32 protein-coding genes and 1 pseudogene are annotated in these 21,423 nt (G+C 44.4%); 29 read left to right on the forward strand and 4 right to left on the reverse strand.

What is annotated here, in order from left to right:
• Window positions 1-299 precede the first annotated feature (299 nt).
• The 6 genes and pseudogenes from DFQ01_RS32180 (at window position 300) to DFQ01_RS14765 (ending at window position 4,337) form a co-directional block, all read left to right on the forward strand.
• Window positions 300-455 (forward strand): spore coat associated protein CotJA, encoded by a 156-nt coding sequence (locus DFQ01_RS32180; RefSeq protein WP_245946697.1) that lies wholly within the window; start codon window positions 300-302, stop codon window positions 453-455.
• A gap of 7 nt (window positions 456-462) precedes the next feature.
• Window positions 463-729, forward strand: a complete 267-nt coding sequence (locus DFQ01_RS14745; protein ID WP_110044661.1) for a spore coat protein CotJB — start codon at window positions 463-465, stop codon at window positions 727-729.
• 29 nt (window positions 730-758) lie between these two features.
• A pseudogene (locus DFQ01_RS14750) lies at window positions 759-959 on the forward strand (manganese catalase family protein); the annotation flags it as partial.
• Window positions 960-1,741: 782 nt separating this feature from the next.
• Complete coding sequence (locus DFQ01_RS14755; protein ID WP_110044663.1) at window positions 1,742-2,950, forward strand: hypothetical protein; 1,209 nt, start codon at window positions 1,742-1,744, stop codon at window positions 2,948-2,950.
• 40 nt (window positions 2,951-2,990) lie between these two features.
• A complete protein-coding gene (locus DFQ01_RS14760) occupies window positions 2,991-3,773 on the forward strand; it encodes a PD-(D/E)XK nuclease domain-containing protein (protein ID WP_110044664.1) in 783 nt (260 codons plus the stop codon).
• A gap of 105 nt (window positions 3,774-3,878) precedes the next feature.
• Window positions 3,879-4,337, forward strand: a complete 459-nt coding sequence (locus DFQ01_RS14765) for a Panacea domain-containing protein (RefSeq protein WP_110044665.1) — start codon at window positions 3,879-3,881, stop codon at window positions 4,335-4,337.
• 48 nt (window positions 4,338-4,385) lie between these two features.
• Here the strand turns inward: DFQ01_RS14765 and DFQ01_RS14770 are convergent, their stop codons facing one another.
• Both DFQ01_RS14770 and DFQ01_RS32015 read right to left on the reverse strand, forming a co-directional pair.
• A complete protein-coding gene (locus tag DFQ01_RS14770) occupies window positions 4,386-5,969 on the reverse strand; it encodes a recombinase family protein (protein ID WP_110044666.1) in 1,584 nt (527 codons plus the stop codon).
• Between the two features lie 197 nt (window positions 5,970-6,166).
• Complete coding sequence (locus tag DFQ01_RS32015; RefSeq protein ID WP_342769993.1) at window positions 6,167-6,304, reverse strand: putative holin-like toxin; 138 nt, start codon at window positions 6,302-6,304, stop codon at window positions 6,167-6,169.
• A gap of 112 nt (window positions 6,305-6,416) precedes the next feature.
• Between DFQ01_RS32015 and DFQ01_RS32185 the strand changes: the two genes are divergently transcribed.
• Window positions 6,417-6,758, forward strand: coding sequence for a LytTR family transcriptional regulator DNA-binding domain-containing protein (locus tag DFQ01_RS32185; RefSeq protein WP_110044667.1), 342 nt, complete (start codon window positions 6,417-6,419; stop codon window positions 6,756-6,758).
• A 138-nt stretch (window positions 6,759-6,896) separates the two neighbouring features.
• On the opposite strand, the gene DFQ01_RS32190 is transcribed toward DFQ01_RS32185, so the two are convergent.
• Together DFQ01_RS32190 and DFQ01_RS14785 are read right to left on the reverse strand one after the other, a co-directional pair.
• The gene (locus tag DFQ01_RS32190; RefSeq protein WP_110044668.1) at window positions 6,897-7,124 is read right to left on the reverse strand and encodes a helix-turn-helix transcriptional regulator; all 228 of its coding nucleotides are present in this window, start codon (window positions 7,122-7,124) and stop codon (window positions 6,897-6,899) included.
• A gap of 206 nt (window positions 7,125-7,330) precedes the next feature.
• The gene (locus tag DFQ01_RS14785; protein WP_110044669.1) at window positions 7,331-7,699 is read right to left on the reverse strand and encodes a helix-turn-helix domain-containing protein; all 369 of its coding nucleotides are present in this window, start codon (window positions 7,697-7,699) and stop codon (window positions 7,331-7,333) included.
• A 172-nt stretch (window positions 7,700-7,871) separates the two neighbouring features.
• Here DFQ01_RS14785 and DFQ01_RS14790 point away from each other — a divergent pair, with 172 nt between their 5' ends.
• The 22 genes from DFQ01_RS14790 (at window position 7,872) to DFQ01_RS14900 (ending at window position 21,397) form a co-directional block, all read left to right on the forward strand.
• On the forward strand, window positions 7,872-8,096 hold the full coding sequence (locus DFQ01_RS14790; protein WP_245946699.1) for a helix-turn-helix domain-containing protein: 225 nt from the start codon (window positions 7,872-7,874) through the stop codon (window positions 8,094-8,096).
• Between the two features lie 73 nt (window positions 8,097-8,169).
• Window positions 8,170-8,397 (forward strand): hypothetical protein, encoded by a 228-nt coding sequence (locus DFQ01_RS14795; protein WP_110044671.1) that lies wholly within the window; start codon window positions 8,170-8,172, stop codon window positions 8,395-8,397.
• A gap of 393 nt (window positions 8,398-8,790) precedes the next feature.
• The gene (locus tag DFQ01_RS14800) at window positions 8,791-9,882 is read left to right on the forward strand and encodes an Alp7A family actin-like protein (protein ID WP_146216874.1); all 1,092 of its coding nucleotides are present in this window, start codon (window positions 8,791-8,793) and stop codon (window positions 9,880-9,882) included.
• A gap of 3 nt (window positions 9,883-9,885) precedes the next feature.
• Complete coding sequence (locus DFQ01_RS14805) at window positions 9,886-10,227, forward strand: hypothetical protein (protein WP_110044673.1); 342 nt, start codon at window positions 9,886-9,888, stop codon at window positions 10,225-10,227.
• 13 nt (window positions 10,228-10,240) lie between these two features.
• Entirely contained in the window at window positions 10,241-10,564 is a 324-nt protein-coding gene (locus tag DFQ01_RS14810; RefSeq protein ID WP_110044674.1) for a hypothetical protein, read from the forward strand.
• Entirely contained in the window at window positions 10,561-10,716 is a 156-nt protein-coding gene (locus tag DFQ01_RS14815; RefSeq protein WP_110044675.1) for a Spo0E family sporulation regulatory protein-aspartic acid phosphatase, read from the forward strand. The genes DFQ01_RS14810 and DFQ01_RS14815 overlap by 4 nt, the downstream gene beginning before the upstream one ends.
• Window positions 10,717-10,721: 5 nt before the next feature.
• Window positions 10,722-10,883, forward strand: coding sequence for a hypothetical protein (locus DFQ01_RS31105; protein WP_174812782.1), 162 nt, complete (start codon window positions 10,722-10,724; stop codon window positions 10,881-10,883).
• 159 nt (window positions 10,884-11,042) lie between these two features.
• Complete coding sequence (locus DFQ01_RS14820) at window positions 11,043-11,321, forward strand: hypothetical protein (protein ID WP_110044676.1); 279 nt, start codon at window positions 11,043-11,045, stop codon at window positions 11,319-11,321.
• A gap of 24 nt (window positions 11,322-11,345) precedes the next feature.
• The gene (locus DFQ01_RS14825) at window positions 11,346-12,053 is read left to right on the forward strand and encodes a hypothetical protein (RefSeq protein WP_110044677.1); all 708 of its coding nucleotides are present in this window, start codon (window positions 11,346-11,348) and stop codon (window positions 12,051-12,053) included.
• Between the two features lie 43 nt (window positions 12,054-12,096).
• Window positions 12,097-12,285 carry a hypothetical protein gene (locus tag DFQ01_RS14830; protein ID WP_245946691.1) on the forward strand — a complete coding sequence of 63 codons (189 nt, stop codon included), beginning with the start codon at window positions 12,097-12,099 and terminating at the stop codon, window positions 12,283-12,285.
• Between the two features lie 53 nt (window positions 12,286-12,338).
• Window positions 12,339-12,527 (forward strand): hypothetical protein, encoded by a 189-nt coding sequence (locus DFQ01_RS14835; protein WP_110044678.1) that lies wholly within the window; start codon window positions 12,339-12,341, stop codon window positions 12,525-12,527.
• Between the two features lie 278 nt (window positions 12,528-12,805).
• Window positions 12,806-13,021 carry a hypothetical protein gene (locus DFQ01_RS14840; RefSeq protein WP_110044679.1) on the forward strand — a complete coding sequence of 72 codons (216 nt, stop codon included), beginning with the start codon at window positions 12,806-12,808 and terminating at the stop codon, window positions 13,019-13,021.
• Between the two features lie 328 nt (window positions 13,022-13,349).
• Entirely contained in the window at window positions 13,350-13,622 is a 273-nt protein-coding gene (locus DFQ01_RS14850; RefSeq protein ID WP_110044681.1) for a hypothetical protein, read from the forward strand.
• A 195-nt stretch (window positions 13,623-13,817) separates the two neighbouring features.
• On the forward strand, window positions 13,818-14,381 hold the full coding sequence (locus tag DFQ01_RS14855) for a hypothetical protein (RefSeq protein ID WP_146216875.1): 564 nt from the start codon (window positions 13,818-13,820) through the stop codon (window positions 14,379-14,381).
• An 842-nt stretch (window positions 14,382-15,223) separates the two neighbouring features.
• Window positions 15,224-15,580, forward strand: coding sequence for a hypothetical protein (locus tag DFQ01_RS14865; RefSeq protein ID WP_110044684.1), 357 nt, complete (start codon window positions 15,224-15,226; stop codon window positions 15,578-15,580).
• A gap of 42 nt (window positions 15,581-15,622) precedes the next feature.
• On the forward strand, window positions 15,623-16,030 hold the full coding sequence (locus DFQ01_RS14870) for a hypothetical protein (RefSeq protein WP_110044685.1): 408 nt from the start codon (window positions 15,623-15,625) through the stop codon (window positions 16,028-16,030).
• 222 nt (window positions 16,031-16,252) lie between these two features.
• On the forward strand, window positions 16,253-17,056 hold the full coding sequence (locus DFQ01_RS14875; protein ID WP_110044686.1) for an ArpU family phage packaging/lysis transcriptional regulator: 804 nt from the start codon (window positions 16,253-16,255) through the stop codon (window positions 17,054-17,056).
• Between the two features lie 29 nt (window positions 17,057-17,085).
• Complete coding sequence (locus DFQ01_RS14880; RefSeq protein WP_110044687.1) at window positions 17,086-18,558, forward strand: hypothetical protein; 1,473 nt, start codon at window positions 17,086-17,088, stop codon at window positions 18,556-18,558.
• A gap of 528 nt (window positions 18,559-19,086) precedes the next feature.
• Window positions 19,087-19,785, forward strand: a complete 699-nt coding sequence (locus DFQ01_RS14885; RefSeq protein ID WP_110044688.1) for a DNA-methyltransferase — start codon at window positions 19,087-19,089, stop codon at window positions 19,783-19,785.
• Between the two features lie 190 nt (window positions 19,786-19,975).
• Window positions 19,976-20,419 (forward strand): hypothetical protein, encoded by a 444-nt coding sequence (locus DFQ01_RS14890; protein ID WP_146216876.1) that lies wholly within the window; start codon window positions 19,976-19,978, stop codon window positions 20,417-20,419.
• Between the two features lie 18 nt (window positions 20,420-20,437).
• Entirely contained in the window at window positions 20,438-20,857 is a 420-nt protein-coding gene (locus DFQ01_RS14895) for a peptidase M56 BlaR1 (RefSeq protein ID WP_110044690.1), read from the forward strand.
• Window positions 20,858-21,145: 288 nt separating this feature from the next.
• Complete coding sequence (locus tag DFQ01_RS14900) at window positions 21,146-21,397, forward strand: hypothetical protein (RefSeq protein WP_110044691.1); 252 nt, start codon at window positions 21,146-21,148, stop codon at window positions 21,395-21,397.
• Window positions 21,398-21,423: the final 26 nt, after the last annotated feature.

Here is a 21,423-nt window from a genome sequence, read left to right on the forward strand (position 1 = left end):
TCTCGTATGAGAAGCAGTGTGGGAGCGATTCCCGCACTGTTTTTTTTATGTCCTGATCGCGCGCTATTGCAATCAATATGACATTGGACGGCCCAGTCATTACATACGATGAACAAGAGCAGCTGTGGTCTAAAGGCTATAAGGAGGAGGTCGTAAGCTTGAATGCTAATGTGAACCCCAATGCCGTGAATGCAGCGAACGTGAATGCGAACACAGCCGCTGCATATGCGACTAACGTTGCGCAGGCGGGCTATCGGGAGTGGAGACCGTTTCGAGGGCCGTTTGATCCTTGCCCGCCTATTCTTGTCAAAACGTATGTTGTGCCGCCCAATCAATACATTACGTTTCAACCGATGAACCTACCCCAATTCTCACTTCAGGAGGCATTAAGGAAAGGTACGCTGTGGCCGGCCTTGTATAGTCCGTACGAATCGAAGTGCGGGAAAGGAAGGTGATCCCTACATGAGCGAGAAGCAGCTGGATGCACAGTATTATGCGAAGCTGGAAGGGCTTCAGCAGCTTGATTTTGCACTGGTTGAGCTGACGCTCTACCTGGATACACATCCGAACGATTTGCATGCGCTTCAGCAATTCAATCAGCTTGCCCAGCAGCGGCAGCAGGTTGCTTATCAATTCGAGATGCAGTACGGTCCGTTGCTGCAATTCGGGCACAGCTACTCCCGGTTTCCTTGGCAGTGGATAGAATCGCCTTGGCCGTGGCAGGTTTAGGATTCGAGTGAAGGGGGGCTTGGTACACGATGTGGGTTTATGATAAAAAGCTGCAGTACCCGGTACGAGTCAGCAAATGCGATCCGATGATGGCTAAGTTTTTGCTGGAGCAATACGGCGGTGCTGACGGTGAGCTTGCTGCGGCGCTGCGCTACTTGAACCAACGTTATTCGATTCCTGATAAGGTCATCGGCTTGCTTACGGACATCGGGACGGAGGAATTGGTACATCATAGTTATATGTAATGATTTCAGATGATATTCCACTCACTGCTGGATAATAATAAAGACTAATCGCTTGGTGATTAGCCTTGTTACTTCGGTATTCTTGGCTGAAGCTGGAGTATGAATTGGTCATGAGCGCCGCTCCAACGACCGCCTTTCTCCTTCGTATAAATCACGTTCTCAAGGACTGATTTCATAAGCTCGTTCTTCTGGGCGGGCTCCTCGATTGTCGGGTAGACCTCCAGCACATGCTCAAGCTGCGGAATTGTCTGCCTTTAGCCTGGCTGCGCCTTTCCTCCAAATCAATCTCCGATTGCACCTGCAGTAAGGCAGCTTCGGCTTCTTGTATCCGATCAGTAAGTGCTTATGAGCGTGAAACATACTTCTCTAGGGTGTACAATTTCTGCTCAAGCAGATCATCTAAGTTGCTTAGTTGTTCCCGTAACTCCTTCAGCTTACGCTGTAAGCCCTTAGCAGCCTTCCGAAGTGCGTTGATTCGCGGATTGCTGATTTTGCCTTTGGAGTAGGTGGGTGGCTATTGCTGGCCGTGATGTTCGCTAATGTAAGAAGAGATTGGAGGTTTTGCAAATGAGAGGCGACCGAGATTTCAGAACGGAGTGAGCAGACGTGAACAACTGGTTCTTAGAAGGGGGAACATGGGAAGCCTTTAATTTTGTTTAAGGTCATAATTAAGTCGAATTCTAGAGAAAGGTACCATAATCGCCTATACACTTTCATATTTAGGGCTATAATGAGGATATGTAGTCAGAATATAAAGAGGTGAGTATATGAGACCGAAAGTAAATGAGGTATTTATACCAGGCGCATTTCCTAAATATACTTATGTATCTCGCGAGTCTGAAGAGTACGAGGAAACGTACGAATCCCGATTAAGATATTGCCTAAATACGGCTGGTTTCTTAACTTCAATAGTTGGACCCTCGAAAACAGGAAAAACTGTATTATGCGAGAAAGTGATTGGACTACCTAAAGTTGTATCATTAACAGGAAATGATTTTAAAGATGCAGAAGACTTTTGGATAACGTTAGCTAAAAAAGTTCGACTTCCGCTGGGGACAGCATTTGTTCACCAAGAATCACTTGAAGGAGAAGGTCTTGCTGGTACAAAGGAAGCAAGAACTGCGTCTAGATCGGAGTCATACGGTTCTAACAAAGATGAAGTCATAAATTTTTTTAAAAATAATGATCTTGTACTAGTCATCGACGATTTTCATTATGCAACAGAGAATATGCAATACGAGATCGCCTATCAATTAAAGGATGCAATCCGTTACTCATTTAAGGCTATTGTCATTTCGTTGCCACATCGTTCTGATGATGCGATCCGGAAGAATGGAGATTTGAGTGGACGATTGAATCTCGTTAATATTGAGCCATGGACACCCGATGAGCTGAAAGAAATAGCGATTACTGGATTTGAGGAGCTAGGTGTAACGATTAATGATTCTTTAGTTACGAGTATGGCGCAAGAAAGTTTGTCTTCCCCACAGCTCATGCAATCCAATTGTTTAAATTTAGGATTACTACGTGAAGATGATCCGAACATTGATTTAGAGACCCTTAATGTTGAAATATTAAATAAAACCTACAAGCGGACCTCGTTGAATCATTTAACGTATCAAGAGGTAGCTCGTAAAATTAAAGCCGGACCATACACCAGAGGAAAAACCCGTAAGTCATACACGACCATACACAATGGTATAACGGCGGATATTTATGAACTGGTTGTCAAGGCAATTGCAGTAGATCCTCCGACTGTTCGATTATCGACTGATGAGATGAAGCAACGGATTGACTCCTTAATAGAAAAGGCAGAGGACAAGCCAGAACGCAAGAAGATCGTAAATACGATTCAACAAATACAAAACATCATTAATACCAGTGAGCAAATGTACCAAGTGTTTGAGTATAAAGATGAGCAGATTTATATATTAGAACCTCTCTTCCTGTTTTATCTCCGCTGGGGCAAGCTGTAGTGGAATAAGCTTTGTGACAAGAGAAGGATGGAGATATAATATGTTGCCGACAGTAATTGTAGACAAAGAAACAATCAAAGCTCAGCTGCAGGCACAAATCGATGAATGCAGATTCTTAGGTTCGGACGAACGTTATAAATCTTGGCAAAGTACAACTAGTTTAATTCTCGAACGATCATTTTCTACGAAACGATTGGCACAGGCCTTAATCATGAAATCAGGGGTTAGTGTGAAAGAAAATCTGAAAGCGATTGAGTTCTTGGAGAGTTTGCTTCAAGATATCGATAAAGGCCAGTATGATCCAATTTCCCCAATGAAGAAGAATGTCGATAAGATAGATGAATCGCATTTCCATCTAATTATTAAAACACTTCTTCATAATTTCTATAAGCATGTCGAGGAAATGTATCAAAAACCTGTCCATAAAAAATCGACATTTAATGATGCAGATGTCGGGAAAATCCAGCTTAACAATGAATATGACGTTCAGCGCATGCTGTACGCTTTGATCCGGCCTTTGTTCCCAGCGGCAAGGGTGGAAGTACCTAATGATGGTGGCTATAAAGGAGTTCGTTACGATATCGATATTGACGAGTATGATACCGTAATCGAGGTGAAATGTTCACGATCCTCTATGACAGAACGAAAATTAACGGAAGAGATTGGTTCCGATATTATGCACTATAAGAAGAAGTTTACTTACTTTTTCATATACGATAAAAATAAGATTATCACAAATGTTGATGCATTCTGCAGAAAGTACACGCAAGTTATTAATGATCGGTTTGCTGAGACCATCGTGATTCAACCAATACAAATGTAATGGGCTATAGTAAAAAATTTTTGCGTATACAAACCCAGATTGATATGCAATGCAATACTATACACAAAATATGAGACCGTACGTTCGTAATTGAGGAGGATCGTAATGGCATCGATTTATGATGTGGCTAACTATTTCCGATGGAGGACAGATTACGACGCCGGTGACTACATGACGAATCTCAAATTACAGAAGCTCTGCTACTACGCGCAAGCCTGGCACTTGGTCTTTACATGTAGCCCAATGTTCAATAATGATCTTGAAGCTTGGGATCATGGTCCAGTTAATCGAGTTTTATACAAGCATTATCGGTCACAATCAGGTCGTAGCTGGGACCCGATCGAGCCTGACGAGGAGATCGAGAACTTCTCTCCGGCTGGCGTGTTCTCGTTAAGCGAGCTGGAGACATTACAAGAGGTGTGGGATTCTTATGGGGATTTAAGTGCGAAGCGACTGGAGGATTTGACTCACCAAGAAGCCCCTTGGCTAAACACCGCGAAGAATTGTATTATTGATCCTGACCGGATGAGAGAATATTATACGGCTGTACTTCGTGGAGCATAGGGTAACACCGGAATAAAAAGCTAACCGCCTGTTCAGACGGTTAGCTTTTTACTTTGGAATCCGTGGCTGTAGCTGGAGTGTAAATTGGTCTTGCGCGCCGCTCCAACGACCGCCCTTCTCCTTCGTATAGATCACGTTCTCAAGAATGGACTTCATAAGCTCGTTCTTCTGGGCAGGCTCCTGGATTGTCGGATAGACCTCTAGCACATGCTCAAGCTGCGGAATGGTCTGTGCCTTAGCCTGACTGCGCTTTACCTCTAGCTCAATCTCCGATTGCACCTGCATTAAGGCAGCTTCAGCTTCTTGTATCCGATCTGTAAGTGCTGAAGAGCGTGATACATACTTCTCTACAGTGTACACTTTCTGCTCAAGCAGATCATCTAGGTTGCTTAGTTGTTCCCGTAACTCCTTCAGCTTACGCTGTAAGCCCTTAGCAGCCTCCTGAAGAGCGTTGACTCGTATGTCTATTGTTTTACTTGTCTGAGTGGTTTCTGTTTCCATATGGGCCTTGTATGCGTCCAGCCATTGTCTCAAAGCAAGTAGTAATTTCTCTTCCACCAAATATAGATAGGAGCTTATGTTCTTGCAGCGAGCTGTCGAGCACATAAGCGCGTCGGGATTGTTAACGTAGGGACGCAGCACAACGGCTCCTCCACATATTCCACATCGAACAAGACCGGCTAGCGGATTGCTGATTTTCCCTTTGGGAGCAGGGGGGTGACTGTTGCTGGCCATAATCTCCTGCGCTCGCTTCCAGGTCACTTCGTCGATGATCGAATCATGCAGACCATCTTCTAGAATAATCTTATCTAGCTCCATGCGCGGTCTACTTTTGCCGTGCCTGCTTTTGACAAGGGGGCGGCTCTTCCACTTGACCTTGCCCATATAAACCGGATTGCGAATAATTCCGTTAACAGTAGCGACGGTCCATCTGACGTTGCGAAGCGTAGGGGCTTTAATGTCCTCATTAAGATAATTCGCAATGCGGGACGTTCCCATTCTTCTGTCCGGATCAGGATCGGTATAGAGGGAGAAGATTAGCTGCACGATGGGCGACTGATCGGGATGAATCTCCAGGGACCAGCCTTTGCCCGGAAGCTTGACTCTCTTGTACCCGTAAGGGGCAACATTGCCGACATACTTGCCTTCTTTGACTGATCCTACACGACCGTCCTGCAGTCGTCTTGTAATGGTCTTGAATTCGCGTCGTGCCATGAACAGGTTGAATTCAAAATATTCTTCGTCATTTGGATCGAGTGGGTCGTATGTTCTCATCGGAGTGACAATCAGTGTTTTGGAATATTTGAATGCTTGTGCGACGATCCCTTGATCCATCGTGTCACCGCGTGCCAAACGTTCTACTTCAACAGCCAGAACTCCGTTCCACACGCCATCTTCGACATCGCTGAGCAGCCGGATCATCTCTGGCCGCTCGGAGATCCGTTCGCCCGATGTACCAGCCTTCTCGCGATAAATTTCGGTGATTGTAATCTCCAGCCGTCTGGCAAGATCGAATAAGATCCGCTCGTGCTTGGCATATGTATCTTCTTCTCCGCGTCCCTCAGCTTCGAGATCGGCACGAGACTTACGGAGGTATGCGCAGTATTTGCCAACTGGTAATTTGCCGTACATCAATCTCACCTCGTGATTATTATCTAACGTAGTCTAAGGATACGTAATACAATTGCACGTCTAATTGGGCTATGTTATGCTTAAACTAGAAACAAGAGGGTGCTAGCCACACCCTCTCAGCACAGCATTTGTGGCGGACTCCCTCCTGATTCTATGCAGAGGGGAAGTAACCCGTTAGGCCAGCAACCTGTGGCGGGTTACTTTCGTTTATCGATGTAGGTCAAGAGCGCCAGAAGAAAGCTTCCGAACGCAAGCATTGACATGATCGTTTGGAAAGTATCCATAGGCATCCCTCCTTTCCGGAGGGAGCTGCCGCCACAAGTCGAGCTGTACATGCATCATTATAACTGACAATGAACGCTCTGTCTCCTCACCGGAGAGAGGGCGTTTTTATTTGCATAGAAATAAGCATTGTGGGGCAAGTAAACAACAAGAGGTGACGACAACATGACGAGAGCATTCCCGACGAGCAATATAGAAACCGGTGACCTGAAGTGGCTGCGGGCCTCCGAGGTATTAACGATCATATCTGTAGATCGCGAGATAAGGTTCGTTACATATTCAGGCACTTATAAGTTGTTAGATACGATAGATGGGTTCAATGGTCTCTTGAATAGAGATGGATTCGAGAAAATAGACCGTTGGGCATTGGCGAATATACCCAATGCGACAATGTTCGACAAAAGTAGACATGAACTGGAGTTCGTGAATAGAAAGGGAATACGATTCGTGTACGAAGTGTCAAGGCGCCATGCTGCAAGAATCTCGGCTCGCTATACTGATAAATGAGAACCGTTCATGTAACATGAATGGTAGATCTTTAATTACAAATTTCGACAAACATATTGTCGGATAATGTGGTAAGATAGTCCACAATTAAAGTTTACTAATAGTAAACTTTTTCCGGAGGGAGGAGCATAGAGCTCGCTACCGTTTGCCATTTTTGAAGAGCACCCACTCATACAAGTCTTCAATATGAATTCCAAGAATATCGGCAGCAATTTTCGCTTTTAACAACGAAAATTTTTTTTCGCCGGTCATATACTGAGAGACCATGGACTTAGAGACACCGAGCCTTATGGCAAATTCTGACTGGCTCATCTTAAGTCGGTTTAGGTGCTCGGGCAAACGGCATCTCCCAAACCGGAGATCCATTTGTCACCTCGCAGAAATTACAATTGTTAATTCTTTCTTGAAACGAACATATGTTCGTGTTTATAATTAATTATACGAACTCGATCATGAACGACATGAGAAAGGTGATTCATATGAGGGACCAGGTAATGAATTTTATCAAACATGCTTCTGAGGATCAGATCAAACTGCTTATAAAAGAATACGAAAAAAATCAAGGTTTCGATTTATTTGTATTTTCTTTGAAGAGCTTGATCGTTAGAAGTGATTAATTCGATAGTTTTCAATATATGTGCAACTTGCTCGTCATTTAATTTACCTAGAGCTTCGAAAACTTTAAGACGTTCGGGATCTATATTTAATAAGGGTGAATCTGTAGGTTCGACTTCACCACTAATTAGATAATTTACTGGTACTTCATACATCTCTGATAAAGATGTGATTGTGTTTAGATCAGGTTCTCTCTCTCCAGATTCGTATTTAGCTAGAGTACTATTATGAATTCCCAGCAATTTAGCGATTCGATTCTGCTTATATCCCTTCTTCTCCCTCGATTCTTTAAGCCTTCGTCCCATTTCAATGTTTTTAGATTCCATTATTCTACCCACCTCACTTAATAAATAATTATAGACATGTTTGGCGTAACGGAAAATATAATTGACAATACGCCAATGTATTCGTTGACATTGACGTTATGGAAACATATAATCATGATATGAAAGTTGGCAAAACGGAAACATAATTCTTGGAGGTGGGAATTTGATAAATGTGAACTTAGGTCAAGTAATAAGGAAAATTCGTGTTGAAAAGGGGCTGAAAGGTAACTTTATTGCTAATCAAATTGGTGTAACACCCTCAGCTTTAAGTAAGTACGAAAGTGGTGAACGAAAAATACCTTCAGATAAGTTGCCGGGCCTTGCAGTAGCATTAGGAGTGCCAATCGACCTTTTTTTTGATAAAAATATTGACGTTACGCCAATATTAACAACGTAAGAAAGCGAGATGAAAAATAATGCCCGTCCTATCGCCTAACGATCATACACTCTCTAGGGGGAGTGATGAAGCGATGAAGAAGCGCAGTAGCCGCAAAGAGATCCAGCGGGGCAACATTGTCGAGGAGTACATGATCGGCAATACAACAATCAAGATCGATGACTTCTATTTTCGCGACAACACACCTGAGCAGAATCAAGCAATTATTAATAACTTCTATGCAACAGGCATGAGAATCCACAAACTGCAATTCGCCAGGTTAGCTGGGATTGGTCATTGCGATAGTGAGGTCTTGCAATAAATGACGCACCTTCAAGATACATTATGTATCAATTGAGAGAGATGTATACCATGAACAAGAATCAAATCATGCAGCAGATTATTGAAACAAGGATTTCACTTAAGCGAACGGATCTTCACCAGCAAATACGGTCAAATACACAGAAAAAAAAGAGAAGGCAACCGGATAATGCGAGGGGTCGCCTTCAATGGGGATATAAAAAGTAAAATCGAACCTAGACACTTCTAATTTTACACGATTCCCCATCGAACTGACAACCCCTCACCTATTTCCGAGAACCCGTTAAGAACTAAAATCCCGAATATGGAGTGATTACAATTGAATATTTCACGCTGTGTTGCTGACTTCGGCAACTCTATTTCCCAATTCATGATTGATGGGATGTATTTCGAGATGCCTTCATCAATCGCTGAATTGAAAGAATCTGAGTTTAAGGGGCTATTCGCTCATGATGTTTCACAGGAAATGCTTCATGAGCAGATTGTCATCAGCTTTATGGATGGAGAGAAGAAGCGTTATTTCAAGGTCGGGGAGAAAGCTAAAGCCGATCTGCTGGGCAATGAGCACATTTTCAAGCTGCACGACAAGACGGAATCTGTGACGGTTAGAGCACTTTGGATGGGTGGAATTGCATTCTATCATGCGCATAAGCGGCCTGAGCAGAGCAATGAAACCATTGAACTCGGCTATATGGGAACGCTCGTACCGGTATGGCTCTTGAAGAAAGCTAGCAGCTTCAAAGAGAAAATCGCGCAGATGGAGAAGCAATTTCAGACACAAACCTTCGAGTTGATTACAGCCGGTTATGTGCGAACCATTACGATTAATGTTCACCAGGTTAGATGCAGGGTGGAAGGCGAGACTGCACGCTATGCGCTTAAGTACGACCTTGAGCAGAACTTGAAAGAAGAAGCGAAGAAGTTCAAAACGGCCTATGTTGTTATTGATGATATCGGTGGGCAAAGTCAGGATCTATGCAAGCTGCAACCGGATCTAGGCCGAGCGCAGACTGCCAACGATTTTGCCAGTGTGACGGATCAGAGCTTCCTGACGGTTCTGGAGTCGTTCCGGAAGGATAAGCTCATGGATGTGTTCAGTGATGTGCGAACACTTGAGACCTTCATCTATGAGCACGTTAAAGAGCGCAAATTCGTCTACATCGATCCCATTACGCGTAAGGAAAAAGACCTGACGGCGATCATCGAGCCTATGCTGCAAACATTCTCCGAATATGCGATGCAGAAAGCACTGCAAGCATTTTACTTCAGTTATGGGCAGACCGTTTATTACGTACATATTGGCGGTGTCTGCCATGTCTTGAAGTTCTACATGATGAGCTATTTGAAGGAAGCCTTAGGTGAAGATGTAGCGACCACTTATCATATCTTTCCGGAAGAATCACGCAAGCTTAACATTTATGCTTGCGAGATTATTGCTAAGAACGAAATTGCAAAAACGACAAAGCCTGCTGGTGCAGGAGAGTAACAAATGGACAGACGTGAGCAGTTCGGTTTATCGGCTACTAAATTCAGTGATGAGGTCTATGCCTATATAGAACAGCTATCGATTCAGCGCAAGCTATCGGATTGGGTAGCCAGACAGGTGGAGAAGGAGCTTCGGAGCCAGGGGGCACCAAGCGGGGGAGACGGACAAGCTCTTCACGCCATCATGACTGAGCTGCTGGCCATTAAGCAAATGGTTAGTCACGGGGCACCGTTTAATCGTGATGCATGCGACGATCAACAACAGCCGGCCATGGAGCTGTTATCTTCATCAGAAGTTAAACACATCTTGAGTGATGAGGATCTTAGCTATGACTTTGACGAATAGGGGGAAGAGATGCATGAGGAGCCAGGCGGAAGCAGTCGAGGAACTAAGGCGTCTTCAGCGTGGGGGAGCACCAGCGAGTGAACTAGTACTTACCGATATTATTGCTGAATCGGAGGAGCGGATCCTTATTCGACACACTCACTTGCTCCTATTCGGAAAGTGCTTGATGCCGGCTTATCACTATGAGATATGGAATAGCAAGCAGAATTACGATCTGGGACAGCGGACGGATTCGGAGGGGCGAATCTACTGTTCATCATATGCAACGGTCAATGAGCACTATGTGTTGTCGGTATTTAATAATCGAACGGCAGCTGAGCATAGGGTGCCGGGATGAGCACAGAGATTGAGCTGAAACGAGCAGAGATGATCAAGCTCGCAGAGTCATTTAACTGGGATTTGGTACATCCCTCTGTTGTCAAAGTAAGTCAGGAGCTGGATCAGTTGTTACTACAAACCTTGCAAACAATGAGAAGTAGAGTGGAGTGAATGAAATGGAGAACAGTAAAAACAGACCTTTCCCATATGAACGGGAAATTATGGAACTTAATGATGGAGAGCAATTAATCATTCATTTATCGGGTACGGCGTTTGTTATACGACCTGCAACTAATGAGGATCTGGATATGAATCATTGTGGAGTCATGGATATGTAATGTCGAAACGCCCGATAACGGGCGTCGCGGGGAATTAGCCTACCTCGCCTGATGATGACAGGCTTGACTTAGCTGAGCGAAGAGAAAGCCGACTAAGCTCTGATGACAGTTTCTAAAGGTGGAGAATGAATAGTACGGAATGATCGATAGGAGGGATGATTGCTGATTGATTATGAAGCCAAGTTAGAAATGATTCAACGGGCCATTGAGAATTGCTCTCTGAATATTGAGGTGCTGGCGTTAACCGAGGATAACCGGTTTGTTGGGATACAAGGCGAAGGAATGAGAGCCTATGTGGTTACACCTAAATGCGTTCAAGGCTACACCTGGCATAGCTCAGCTGGAAGCATCATGGAACGAGAATTGCTGCAGCAGCTGCCTGATGACTATCGGCTAGTTGAGGAAGTAATCGGCGGGCAGTTGGAATGGCAGTTCTGATCATGGAATAGGAGAGTGTGAAGTATGGTCAAAACTAGATCGCGTAAGAAGCCTGCCACGCCTTCTACCCCTTCTACTTACACGGTAGCTGGGGCGATGGTCAGATTACGTGAAATCATTAAGGAAGAGTTTAATCTCGATGTTGAGCTGAATGTAGATATTCACGGGTGGCATTATCCCCCTCGACTGGCTCAACTCGCACTAAAGGATATGCTTTCCGAAGTCGAAGGATGGGATATCCGTCACAATTATTATGAAGAAGATAAGAGTCATAGACTTGAAGAATACCATGTATGGTCGGGATCGGCTAAAGCTCAGGGCAGGCCTGCACATGACCTGTCGATATTTACAACGAAGAAAAAACGGCCGCTGATTCCCTTGTCTCGGTCGACAAAGAACTATAGCCGGGTTGCAGTTGCTATGTACCGGATTAGGCGACTTGTTCGAGACCTCTACGGAGTAGATGCGATTGTCAAAATTTCCGTGCAAGTAGATTATTCAAAATATTTATTCTCTATGTCCCGTAATTCGCATGTCACTGAAGATATTGCTCTTGAAGTGCTCGCACTAATTCAGATCGGAACAGATTGGAAAATACAGGACTTTAATAGCCCGCTAAAACGTTATTCAAACTATTATCGCATGGCGAGCCTAGTAGGTAAGGGCATAGAAGTTCTCTTCCATCTACCTGTGAAGAAAGAACAGGTAGATAACCAGTCAGAGGGTTCCTAGAACATAGGCCTACACCAAATTTGAAAATGTGAGGAGTGAAGACATGAAAATTGAAGTTTATGAAAATTATGATGGGAGCAAACTCGTTGCGATGTTGGTGAAAGACGATGGAAAGGAGAGCGAATTGGTAAGGTCGGAAAAAGGCAGTGATGATCTTCTGAACAAAATTGCTGCTATGAATTTGTCGCATCTGACAGTGACCTTTCATTGGGCATCTGCCAGGAAGCAATAAGCAGTACGATGATACAACTTAATGATTAGATTATGTAATGACAGGAGGATAACATGAGCAGCGACATTTACTTAAAAGGCATGATGGACGGAAAGTTAGCAGCGTTAGTCAAAGCGAATAGTTCCGGAATGGCTGAAGTGGCCACAGGAAAGTTAGAGCGTGCAGGTTGCACAGTCCACATCATAACAGAACTGGAGTTTCACATGCTATGCACAGGAGCAGCGGAAGACTGGACAAAATGACAGCGTACCTAGAAATGAATAAGAAATAATAGGCGGTGAACATAAAATGGAACCCGAAAAATGCCCTGCATGTGGTAACGAGAACTTGAAAATACACGAGCAAATAGCTGTCGGTAGAATTCGTTCCGCGCGAACGGGTAAGGTGCTAAAGGATGAGGGATATTTGGATACGACATGCTGGAACTTCTTTTGTAAATGTGGCTGGGTTGGAGAAACGCTGACGCAGTAGGGAAAAATTATATCAATAAATAGCCAGTGATCATAGGGAGATCAAACAAATGGGTGAACACATCCAAGTGAAGGTAATTGGTTTTGATGAAAATCAGGAAGAATGTATTGCTATTATGAATGGTCTTGAGGTTCGGATCGATCCGTTTGTTACTGATATTTGGGATTGGAAGCAACGAAATGAATTAAGAGGTGAATGGTGGTTTAGTGGGCATTGGGATGATTACAAATGCTTTCTTCCGTACAGATGTACACGGATAGCCTGACACAACATAGTGAATAGCAATTTAACTGGGCATCTGCTAGGAAGCAATAAGCAGTACGACGATAAAACTCATGATTAGGATGTGTCTGAAAAAAATGGTACGAGAGCCGAAATTGGAAGAGACGATAGAGAATTTAAAAATTGATCAATCGGTGTCTTGGGACTATTGCGATTTAAGATATGTGGTTAAGCGAGTTACTGAAAATAAATATAGCATCGGCAAGTATGCGCTCATGATGTGCTTGGACATTCAATACTGTGGAAGCCTTAAGGAAGTGTTCTCGATATTGGATACTTATTAAATTTTGCGTACTAGGGAGATGATGAACGTGCAAATTATAGCCGAGCCTGTAGGAAATTTCGGTGAAAACTTTAAGATAAAAAGCTGCTTGGCTCAATCGCTTATGGCAAATAAGTATTTGCGGGTAGTGATGACAGAAGAGTTGTACTACCAGGAGCTCAGAGACTTTTTCAACAAAACTCTCGGTATTAAAGAAGATTGTATCTCCATGGAAGCTGGATCGGTACTCGTTTCTTATAATCCAACAGAAATTGAAGAGATCAAAACATATGATTTGCGAGAAGATCCTGAGCCTACATAAGCACATATTCGAAACTAACTGGCAAATGATAAGCCTTTTTTTGGTGTTAGATGAAGCTTCAATATTATGAGGAACACTTTGTTGGGTTTCTTGATAGTTTACTCCGCCAATATTTCGGTCTTCAAGGTTCTTGGCATCCTTTACGTAGTGTTTGAGCGGTTAGCTTCGATTTTAACGAATAGGAGTGTGTATTCGGTGAAAATGACTGAACAAAAGATTACTCTGTATTCCGAATATCAATGCGACTGCGGGGAAGTCGTTTTTACAAAACCCAAAGAGGAAGCCCAATGTGATTGTGGCCCTAATCCTGAATTTACGTTTAAAGGGCTAACATTGTATGAGAGTATAAAAGTTACAGGGGACGGAGACAAACCGTATTTTCTGGGTGAGAGCTGGATGGAATCAGCTGGTTGTCCAATATGCTTCTATTGCAACACGCGGGATTTTGATTGTGAAAATCCTAATACGTGGTTAGTAGAAAGTGACGAAATATTGGTTTATAAGGCTGCTTGTCCAGAGTGCCAGAACGAACATGAGTTAATACGTGTTGACTTTGAAGCGCTCGATAAAGAGCTTGATGGCCTAGTAACGCAAACGTCTAAGATAGCCGAGGAACATAACGCAAGGTTGCTCGCTCAAATGGAAAATGATGCGCTGAATTATTCCGAGAAGTATTTCCGTGACGAGTACGGGATTAGCACCGATGCTTTCTACGCAAGTCGATATAAAGACGACGCTGATATGGATGTCTCTGAATAAATACGAATGTTCGTAATCGATATATCGCTCAGGAGTAACGAAAGGATGTGAACGTTTGGCGTATACAGTTGAATGGAATCCGTTACTCGAGAACCAAGATTTGAAGCGTACCTTAGCAAGACTTCATGTAACTGTTATGACTCTTGGTTTTATGACTATTACTCAGGTTTTGAAAGTCGTTGTAATAAGTGTCGATAGAGTGGAAGTTTATGCGAACAATGGACAGATTTTTACTTACCGCGCAAGCGATAAATACACTGACCGTTTGGAACAGTTTGAAGTGAGAAGCATGGGTTGCCTCACTGTACAACGAAACGATACAACATATTGAATACGGAAGGACATAAAGACACCCGCGTAAGGACCAGTTACACGGGTGCGGGTAGTGGTAGATTACCCGATATTATATTATTCCGCAATAAGGCCGGTCGTGTATAAGAAAAAGTACCCTTAAAGTAGCGAGTGCTGCATACCATCATTTTTTCTTTGATGGCATGGTTGGAAAGACACTGGAGCTCGTATTATTTGGACGGGGTTCTAGATACTCAAGTTCATTAAATGTACTTTTAATTTTTTTACTGTACAACTGACTGGATGTTTTCACTTTCCTTACTTTCTTTTTCAACGGATAACCTCCAAAAGCATGATATTAGAGTTTATGTCTACGAAAGGTCTATTGACTGGATATCCGTCTAGTAATGTTAAAAATTTGGGCGCGTACAACCGGCCGTTGTTCATCTAAGGTAAATAAGGAAATACATGAGGAACTAATTGCAGACGTCACTTACTGCGTAGACAATACAACTTGTTAATTACGGATAAACAGGGAGGGTACAAAAACAATGCTTGAATGGATTAAATACGATCCTATGAGCCGTGCAATCGAGAGTCATCGAAACCACTTAGTAACCGATGGACATCGCGTATTGATCGCCCAGCATGCCAAAGTAATTGGCACCGGAGAATACAGTTGGATGATTAATGACGCTTTAATCGGTTGGGTAACCCATTGGGCAACAATAAATCTTCCTGTGGAAGAAGATCAAAGACAGCCAATCGATTACAAGACACGATATGAAGCGCTGGTACAGTCCGTAAAGGACGGATTAGGCGAGTGGCCGCCAGCTAAGTCAGCAGAGGATTTGGCTGGCTGGATCGAAAGCACATGCCCTTTTGTAGGAGATTTATGGGTGGACTAGGTTTGCAGTTTAATGCGGGAGGACATAAGGAGGAATCGACCGATGACAACGGTTAAGATTGTTGATTCGACGCACAAATACTTCGGGCAAGAACTGCCTGGTGGTTGCGTGTATTACGACGTTTACCATCAGGGTAGCGGTGGGCCAGACCTTTTTCAAATTGAAACGCCGGAAGGCAAACAGACCATTCTTTCCAATAAGATCGATGAGCAGCATTATTGGGAGCAACGGCGCCAGTTGGAGATCGCTAAGCTCGGTGCAGATGTCGGCGATACCGTGCGGATAATCCGTAGCGGATCGGGTAGCAGTAAGGCAAATTTCGATTGGAAGGCTTCTCACGTAATCACCAAGATCGATAGCAGCGGATATGTCGAATGGGATAACGGAGATGCTAGGGGCTTCCGTCCAGACATGGAAGTTATATCTCAAGCCAGCACGAACGAAGTTTGAATATGAATCACGTGGCTGAGGTGGTGGATGTATGTTTTTTAGAGAAAATGACATCGGGGTTGGTATCGCTAATGGAATGATCTTATGCATTCCGTTCTGGCTTATTCTGTTTGGTTTGTCTCTATGTTTCAGATAGCCGAAACACCCGCCAAGTGGGTGTAGCGAGGAGATAACCTACCTCGCCTGATGATGGCAGGTTAGAGAAGGGCAGGTAATGAAACGATGGCTGTCCAGCGTTATGCAGATGGTAATCCTGGTTTAGATAATTACCTATGGTTTGGAGAAGCAGCTGAGCAGCTGCTAATTCCTTTAGAACCACTTGCAGGGTCCGATGTGATTAGTGCTGGGAAGGAGGACACGAAGATGCGAAAGTTAACCGTGACAAAGTCAAATGTGACCATGGTTCCTTTAGATTGGCTGTGTGTCAGGTATGCCAAATTGCAGAAAGAAATCAAAAAGAATCCCAGGGACGAGCTTCTCGAAGAGTCTTACATTATTGCCACACAGCTGCAAGCCATGGGGATGAATGAACTGGTCAAACAGGAGCGTCCAACTTTAGAGGATCAGCTCGAATTAATACCGCTCCCTCAGAAAGAGGAGTATGTACCGGTAGTTTGCAGCCTGCTCCGAGAACACTATCGTCGGCAGCTGCGAATGACAAGCCTGGAGCAGCAGCTCAAGTTATCTCCCAAGTTGGAATACCCATCCATGACCGCATCATACAGCGGAATGCCGCGTGGCGGAGCTGCGGCATCACCTCTTGAAGCAGCTTTTGTTCGCCAAGAAAACCGGCTAGAGATGCTGCAATGGGAACTGGACGAATTGGCCAGTCGCATGTATCCAATGAACCGGGCATTAGATACCCTCTCGTTGGAACAAATGGAGATTATTCAACAGAAGTATTTGGTTAGACGTGAGCCTAAAGATGACAGGCTTATCGATGAAATTGGAATAGGACGACAGAAGTTCTATCTTCTCAAATCAACGGCCTTTATACGTATCGCATCTTCGCTGCACCTTATATGATGAGAACTTCATGAGAGAGGAGGTAAGGTATGCTGAAGCAGTCAACTATGCAGCCTAATCACGCCAACATTAAACCAGTTAAATTCAGCTACCGGTATCTCCAAGCTCTATTCGCTATGGAAACACAGTATGAGGATCGGAATAAGTTCCGAGTTCGTCGTAATGGTCAAGGTCGACTGCTTGCGCATTTGACCAAGGCCGACATTCAATTGGCGACGATTCTTCAGGTTGGGGTTAATGCAGAGGGGAAAATCAAATATACGAATCGGCATCAAATGTACCAGCACTTGTCCTCCTTCTATGAGACGCCAATTAACAAGGATCAGTTCTACGCTGCCTTTGATAAATTTGTACTGCACGGCCTCCTGAGTTCGAATAATGAACCGGACGGTACGATTTCCATTGAGCTTAACCATTACCTTGAACCAGACGGGAAGCTTGGCCGTTTCGTACTGCTCCCGACGCTTGTATTTAGCCGCGCCCTGACGGACGAATCGATCGCCGTACAGAAGCTGTATTACTACGGCTGCGGCCAACAAGGTAATGAGAACGGCAAGCTACTCCAAATTAACTTTGACCGGTTGTCCGACTTACTGCATCGTCAGGAGCCAGGCCATATACGTAAAATTCTAGAGCGACTCGCCGATTCGAAATGGAACGGACAGCCGCTATTTGCCATTGCTCGCGTCGAGCGTAATATGTTTGGCCGTCCGAAAGCGGTCTATCAGGTGAATGCCGCACTTCTCCCGACTTACACGGCCGGCGAGAGCTACAGGACGTTGTTCCCGACCAAGAAGGGCTACCGCCGCCTGCTGAAGCGCCTAGAGGGGTATTTGGGCGCGATAGGCTGCGAAGCGTTTATCTCATATGCTGATGGCCGCTCCCTACAGGAGCTGACGCTAATGCTGAAGGATAAAAGCGAAGGCTATATCCGTTTGGTTGTGCAGCGGATCCGTGATTTGATGGACAAGATGGCATCCGTTCCGGATATGCTATCGACGATTCGTGCGGAGCTGCAAGATAAGGCATCGGCTGTGCTACTTGCTGTTATGCAAGAAACGGGCATTATGGGCTATTTGCCTAAACGGTCGATCCCGACGTTCACAGAGGAGCTGAAGTCGATTCCCAAAGCGACCATGCAACGTGCCTGCCGAGCTGCGAAGCCGGATCTTGAACTGTATTACTCGCGCCCTGGCGCATGGGACGTGCGAGATTATCAGCGGCCATCGGTGAAGATGGACCGGCTGCATGAACAGATTGATATGTCGGTCTTTTACGCTTGGGCCTATCGAAATAAACTAGATCCGAGCAGCTTTATGGCTGCAGCCGACCAGGCATATGATTACTTGGCAGCAGGCAAGACAGCGGCTGAAGTCGCCCAATGGCTAGCCTGGGAGATGGACAGCCTTCCGATCTGGAGTCCAATCCCTGATCCGCCGGACGGTTTCTGCTTAGCGACCTTCCTTCAACCGTATATCGAAAGGCTTCAGCCCTCCTGCTAATACCACATGGTCAGGGCTGTTTGTCGTTCCTTCTTATACCCCCCTTGCTACATCCACTCTTATTAACGATCCCTATTCGTCTGCATGAATATCCAGCCCTATCATCGCTTATCTTCCAACACCCCTTCAATTTCCTGAATTATAGAAGAAAATTGTGAGCAAGTGGTCGTCTTATCCCCGCAACCGAATAAAAACAGAACGGAAAAGAGCAAATAAGCCCGAGTGTTGCCCTTTTTGCGTATGCAGCAGGACGTATCAAAATCCTTCTGATTTTGTTCGGGTTCATTCGGGAGATTTCTGCAAAAATCGGCAAAAAGCAAATTCTGTCTGTTTTTGTTCGTGGAAATCGTCCGCAGGCCGCGTGGTTCCAGTAAGCTGCCGTGCCGTAATCGTTTTGTCTTTAAACGGTTTTGTCTTTAAACGAATAATCATCATCTTTATCGACGATTTTCGTCATTTTATAGGAACATTTGTTCGTTTTGTGCGTATTATAAGATGTGGACATCACGATATAAGGAGGCATAAACCATGCTCTATCATGCAAGCTGTATTGAAGGTGCCAAACAGTATTTAGAAAACGATTCGGTGGACTTATTGATCGCCGATCCCCCGTATAATTTGCAGTTTGGCGGTACGACCCAAACGAAGGACAAGAAGCCGCGTTTTGATGTATTTCCAAACGACCGGTTAAGCCCGCAGGCCTATCAGCGGTTTTGTATGCAATGGATCTATCAGGCGTACCGTATCCTCAAGCCTGGCCGGCATGCATATGTTTTTATTGATTGGCGTACATATCCGGATATGGTGCGCTGGCTGCGCCTAGCCGGTTTTATAATTAAGAACTGCATTGTGTGGGACAAGGCTGTTATGGGCATGGGGTGGCAGTATCGTTATCAGCATGAATTGATTATTTTCGCGGTAAAAGGTGAGAAGCGAGTTCGCAAAGTGAGCAGTCGACGCCATTCGGATGTTTGGCGCATTCCGCGCATTCCAGGAAACCGAACGGCTCACCCTACGGAAAAGCCAATTGAGCTGTTGAAGCAAATAATTGAACTGAGTTCCGAGGCAGGCGAGTATGTGGTTGATTTCTTCAGTGGTAGTGGCGTGGCCCCAGTGGCAGCCATTGAATTAAATCGGAACTGGACTGCCTTTGAGTTAGATGAGAAGTGGTTTGAGTTCTCTTCAAATCGTATAAACAAAACCGACACAGCTATCTTAGGTGACTAGCCACAGTCCATAATTATAAATTGTAAGGCTTTAAACGATGTTTCGTAGGGCTGTTCTGTTCAAACGTTTTCAATAAGCCTATTCTGGCAATAAATTGGTCTAATACAACTTCCAAATGTTTTCAAAAATACTGGTATTGGGTAAAATCATATAGGTAACATACTTTAATGGAGGAAAGGAGGTAATTTAGATGAAGAACCAACTAAAGCTCCTCACAGGTACATTTGTAGTAGGAGTTCTACTTGGAATGGGTACGATTGCAATGGCAGGAACTGCAACAAGTAATACTGGCTATTATGGCCCTATTAATGGATACTCGTATTCAAATTTTGCAAAGGTATCCACTGATACATATCTCTATGGCCAGACGCGCGTTGACAACCAAGCTTCAGGATCCATTCCAAGTGGGTATATGGGTGCAAAAGCAAGACTTTATAAATCAGATGTGCTGTGCTATGAAACGGACCTTTATTACAGCAACAGTGCTTCATCAGGTATTGGTGTCAGTACGCAGTCTTATTCTACGGGTTGTGGAAGCGGCACGTACAGCAGTAAAGGCATCTCAGCAGCGTATAATGGAAATGGCTATGATTTATACAATACTTTCGTAACACCATATCAAAGTCAACCATAAAAGCAGGAGGTGAGTAAAGTGGGATTCCCTAAGAAACCAGTAATTGTTGGTAGTGTTTTTGTTGTCGGATTTATAGTAGGTACACTTACGCTCGGTGGTGTATTGGCTAACCCAAGCGATAGTAGTACACAATCCACGAGTTCAGACAAAGAGATAAGCTATCCTTTGAATGAAAACGGGCAAACTTATGGATCCAGTCTCGACGCCACTTCTGTCGAGAAAGAGCCGGACTTGGTTAAAGCGTATGGTGTGGATGGAACCCTTGGTTATGTGAAATCCGATGATCTTAATGGTCCTTTACCAAGTTCTCCAGAAGAAGCCTTAGCCCAACAACGAAGTAAGAAGGGCGATCGAGAGATACCACTCTACGATGTAGATGGTAAAACGGTAATTGGCAAATTCGTTGTTCAAAGTCCACAAGTTACAGACTCTAAATAATAGCAATAAAGCGCCCGCCATTACTCAACGTTATATAAACGTGAGAATGGTGGGCGCTTTATTTGTGTCAATGTTAGCAGTAATGCGCACCACAGGGATTTTGGGCTATTTAAACCGGCGTTCCTTTCCTTCCTTACCTCACACTTTAAACATGTACCTTTAGAAAAGTTTAAATGTGCGTGCCGGAAAGCGAAGCCGAGGCTAGAGCAGTATTATTCACGGCATGGTGCATGGAACATCCTCGATTATCAGCGAGCATCATTGACCGAGGAGCGACTGCAAGAACATATGAATATGGCGACATTCTATCATATGGCGCTGCGGATGAAGACTGATCCGAAAGCATTCATAGCTGCAAGCGAACAGGCATACGATCTTATTCTTCAGGGTAAGACACCTGCAGATGATGCGAGTTGGTTTGCTTGGGGGACCGACAGGCTGCCCCAATGGCAGCCCATTCCGGATCCGCCTGAAGAGTTCTGCTTAGTAAGCTTCCTACATCCTTATATGGAATCACAGCCCTTTGTTAGGGCTGTTTGACGCTTACTTTGACTTAAGGGAGCTTA

Origin of the sequence: Paenibacillus cellulosilyticus (assembly GCF_003182255.1) — a bacterium.
In the GTDB taxonomy this organism is placed as follows: domain Bacteria; phylum Bacillota; class Bacilli; order Paenibacillales; family Paenibacillaceae; genus Paenibacillus_T; species Paenibacillus_T cellulosilyticus.

Excerpts from the sequence above, each read along its gene's own strand:
- DFQ01_RS14745 (WP_110044661.1), top strand. The coding sequence starts at position 463 with ATGAGCGAGAAGCAGCTGGATGCACAGTATTATGCGAAGCTGGAAGGG.
- DFQ01_RS14755 (WP_110044663.1), top strand. The coding sequence starts at position 1,742 with ATGAGACCGAAAGTAAATGAGGTATTTATACCAGGCGCATTTCCTAAA.
- DFQ01_RS14760 (WP_110044664.1), top strand. The coding sequence starts at position 2,991 with ATGTTGCCGACAGTAATTGTAGACAAAGAAACAATCAAAGCTCAGCTG.
- DFQ01_RS14765 (WP_110044665.1), top strand. The coding sequence starts at position 3,879 with ATGGCATCGATTTATGATGTGGCTAACTATTTCCGATGGAGGACAGAT.
- DFQ01_RS14770 (WP_110044666.1), bottom strand. The coding sequence starts at position 5,969 with ATGTACGGCAAATTACCAGTTGGCAAATACTGCGCATACCTCCGTAAG.
- DFQ01_RS32015 (WP_342769993.1), bottom strand. The coding sequence starts at position 6,304 with ATGTACAGCTCGACTTGTGGCGGCAGCTCCCTCCGGAAAGGAGGGATG.
- DFQ01_RS32185 (WP_110044667.1), top strand. The coding sequence starts at position 6,417 with ATGACGAGAGCATTCCCGACGAGCAATATAGAAACCGGTGACCTGAAG.
- DFQ01_RS32190 (WP_110044668.1), bottom strand. The coding sequence starts at position 7,124 with ATGGATCTCCGGTTTGGGAGATGCCGTTTGCCCGAGCACCTAAACCGA.
- DFQ01_RS14785 (WP_110044669.1), bottom strand. The coding sequence starts at position 7,699 with ATGGAATCTAAAAACATTGAAATGGGACGAAGGCTTAAAGAATCGAGG.
- DFQ01_RS14795 (WP_110044671.1), top strand. The coding sequence starts at position 8,170 with ATGAAGAAGCGCAGTAGCCGCAAAGAGATCCAGCGGGGCAACATTGTC.
- DFQ01_RS14800 (WP_146216874.1), top strand. The coding sequence starts at position 8,791 with ATGCCTTCATCAATCGCTGAATTGAAAGAATCTGAGTTTAAGGGGCTA.
- DFQ01_RS14805 (WP_110044673.1), top strand. The coding sequence starts at position 9,886 with ATGGACAGACGTGAGCAGTTCGGTTTATCGGCTACTAAATTCAGTGAT.
- DFQ01_RS14810 (WP_110044674.1), top strand. The coding sequence starts at position 10,241 with ATGAGGAGCCAGGCGGAAGCAGTCGAGGAACTAAGGCGTCTTCAGCGT.
- DFQ01_RS14815 (WP_110044675.1), top strand. The coding sequence starts at position 10,561 with ATGAGCACAGAGATTGAGCTGAAACGAGCAGAGATGATCAAGCTCGCA.
- DFQ01_RS31105 (WP_174812782.1), top strand. The coding sequence starts at position 10,722 with ATGGAGAACAGTAAAAACAGACCTTTCCCATATGAACGGGAAATTATG.
- DFQ01_RS14825 (WP_110044677.1), top strand. The coding sequence starts at position 11,346 with ATGGTCAAAACTAGATCGCGTAAGAAGCCTGCCACGCCTTCTACCCCT.
- DFQ01_RS14830 (WP_245946691.1), top strand. The coding sequence starts at position 12,097 with ATGAAAATTGAAGTTTATGAAAATTATGATGGGAGCAAACTCGTTGCG.
- DFQ01_RS14835 (WP_110044678.1), top strand. The coding sequence starts at position 12,339 with ATGAGCAGCGACATTTACTTAAAAGGCATGATGGACGGAAAGTTAGCA.
- DFQ01_RS14840 (WP_110044679.1), top strand. The coding sequence starts at position 12,806 with ATGGGTGAACACATCCAAGTGAAGGTAATTGGTTTTGATGAAAATCAG.
- DFQ01_RS14865 (WP_110044684.1), top strand. The coding sequence starts at position 15,224 with ATGCTTGAATGGATTAAATACGATCCTATGAGCCGTGCAATCGAGAGT.
- DFQ01_RS14870 (WP_110044685.1), top strand. The coding sequence starts at position 15,623 with ATGACAACGGTTAAGATTGTTGATTCGACGCACAAATACTTCGGGCAA.
- DFQ01_RS14875 (WP_110044686.1), top strand. The coding sequence starts at position 16,253 with ATGGCTGTCCAGCGTTATGCAGATGGTAATCCTGGTTTAGATAATTAC.
- DFQ01_RS14880 (WP_110044687.1), top strand. The coding sequence starts at position 17,086 with ATGCTGAAGCAGTCAACTATGCAGCCTAATCACGCCAACATTAAACCA.
- DFQ01_RS14885 (WP_110044688.1), top strand. The coding sequence starts at position 19,087 with ATGCTCTATCATGCAAGCTGTATTGAAGGTGCCAAACAGTATTTAGAA.
- DFQ01_RS14890 (WP_146216876.1), top strand. The coding sequence starts at position 19,976 with ATGAAGAACCAACTAAAGCTCCTCACAGGTACATTTGTAGTAGGAGTT.
- DFQ01_RS14900 (WP_110044691.1), top strand. The coding sequence starts at position 21,146 with ATGAATATGGCGACATTCTATCATATGGCGCTGCGGATGAAGACTGAT.